This is a genomic window from Methyloceanibacter marginalis (assembly GCF_001723295.1).
Taxonomy (GTDB): Bacteria; Pseudomonadota; Alphaproteobacteria; order Rhizobiales; family Methyloligellaceae; genus Methyloceanibacter; species Methyloceanibacter marginalis.
This window is the reverse complement of record NZ_LPWD01000277.1, coordinates 1-1,978: the sequence shown is the minus strand read 5'-3', so window position 1 is coordinate 1,978 and position 1,978 is coordinate 1. Positions and strand designations below refer to the sequence as shown.

Sequence of the window (1,978 nt, the reverse complement as noted above, 5' to 3'; positions counted from 1 at the left end):
GGCGAATCCCCAGCAGCTTGTCATCCTCGATGAGGTACCGAGCGCGACCTGCGCGCGGTGGCGCGCCCATTGTGTCCACCAAGCTGCCGCCCTTAGGCCCAGTACGACGGGACCCGAACGATCTTGCGCCAGACCGATAAATCCGATCCGGCCGAAGCGCGCGCGCAGCGCGCCTACCATGCCCGCTGCCGGTATCGCTTCCGCTTAGCCTGTCTCGGCTTCGCGCTCGGCCTTTGGTTCTGATCGGCGGGCGGCTGGTGTCGCTCGGCTTCGCTGGCACCGAGGAAGCCGCCGGCGGCGTCTATGACATTTCGACCACCGTGCACCGCCCCGATATTTTCGACCGCAACGGCCGGCTGCTCGCCACCGACATCCGAGGTGCCACGCTCTATGCCGACCCGAAGCGCGTCATCGACCGCGATGAGCTCGCCGAGAAGGTCGCGAGCGTTCTCAGCGACGTCAATGCCGGCTCTCTACGCAAGCGGCTCGCGGCCGGCGGCCGCTTCGTGCGCATCAAGCGCGAGTTGACCCCGATGCAGCAGGCCAAGATCTATGAGCTGGGCTTGCCGGGTCTCGGCTTCATCGAAGAGTACCGCCGCGTCTACCCCGTCGGCGCCACTGCCAATCACGTCGTGGGGCTCGTCGACGTGGACAATCGAGGCCTCGCGGGCATCGAGAAGTTCGTGGACAACAATCCGCAGCTCACCATGATGAACGCGCCGACGGAGTCCGGCGATGAGGCCGTGACGGTCTCGCTCGACGTCGGTGTGCAGCACGTGCTGCGTGAAGAGTTGAAGAGCGCGATCGATACCTACAAGGCCAAGGCGGCGGCCGGCATCGTCATGGATGTCCATTCCGGCGAGGTTGTCGGCCTCGCCTCGCTTCCGGACTACGACCCGAACCATCGCGAGCAGGCGCTCGATAAGGAGAAGATCAATCGCATCGGCTTCGGCGTCTACGAGATGGGGTCGGTGTTCAAGGTGTTCACCGTGGCGGGCGTGCTGGACCTCGGGCTCGCCAATCTCAACACGACCTACGACGCCACGGGGCCGATCCGTTTCGGTGGCTTCACCATCAGCGACTTCCACGGTAAGCACCGGCCGCTCAGCGTGACGGAAGCCTTCATCTATTCGTCCAACGTCGCCCACGCGAAGATGGCCGTGCAAATGGGCGTGCCGCGCCACCGCGCCTTCCTCAAAAAGCTCGGCCTGCTGGATCCGGTCACGACCGAGCTCGGGCCGAGCGCCGCGCCCATCGTGCCGCAGCACTGGCAGAAGCTGAACACCATGACCATCGCCTTCGGCCACGGACTCTCGGTCACGCCGCTCCAACTCGCCACGGCAACGCTGCCGTTGGTCAATGGCGGCATTGCTGTGAAGCCGACCTTCCTGCCGCGCTCGCGTGAGGAGGCCATGCAATCGTCCGAGCGTGTGCTGAAACCTGCGACGAGCGCCGCCCTTCTCAAGCTCATGCGCATGAACGTCGTGAAGGGCACCGGCAAGAAGGCCGATGCCGAGGGCTACCGCGTCGGCGGCAAGACCGGCACCGCCGAGAAGGTGGTCGGCGGGCGCTATTCGAACTCGGCGCTGCTCAACAGCTTCCTCTCCGTTTTCCCGGCCGACGATCCGCAATATGTCGTGCTCGTCATGCTGGACGAGCCCCAGCGTGTCGCCGTCACCAAAGGCTATGCCACGGCCGGATGGAACGCCGCGCCCACTGTCGGCAAGATCGTGGCGCGGATCGGTCCGATCCTCGGCGTGCCGCCCAAGCTCGAGGACACGGTGTCCCGGTTTGACGCCAAGGTTTCCGCCTCCTATTAGAAGACTTCCCCCGAGCTTGGCTCGGGCACGCCCTTGAAGTTATCGAGGGAAAATAGGCAGTTGCGGGCAATCGAACATGACTCTCGGTGAGCTGATCGGGCCGGAGGCGGAACTGCCCGCAAAGCTTGCCGCTATGCCCATCGCCGGCCTTGCCGCGG

The 1,978-nt window shown here is 65.2% G+C and carries 1 protein-coding gene; it reads left to right on the top strand.

Translation table 11 applies throughout. The annotated features are described in order from the left end of the window. Window positions 1-233 precede the first annotated feature (233 nt). Entirely contained in the window at window positions 234-1,820 is a 1,587-nt protein-coding gene (locus AUC71_RS10600; protein WP_069624240.1) for a peptidoglycan D,D-transpeptidase FtsI family protein, read from the top strand. The last annotated feature ends 158 nt before the right edge of the window (window positions 1,821-1,978 follow it).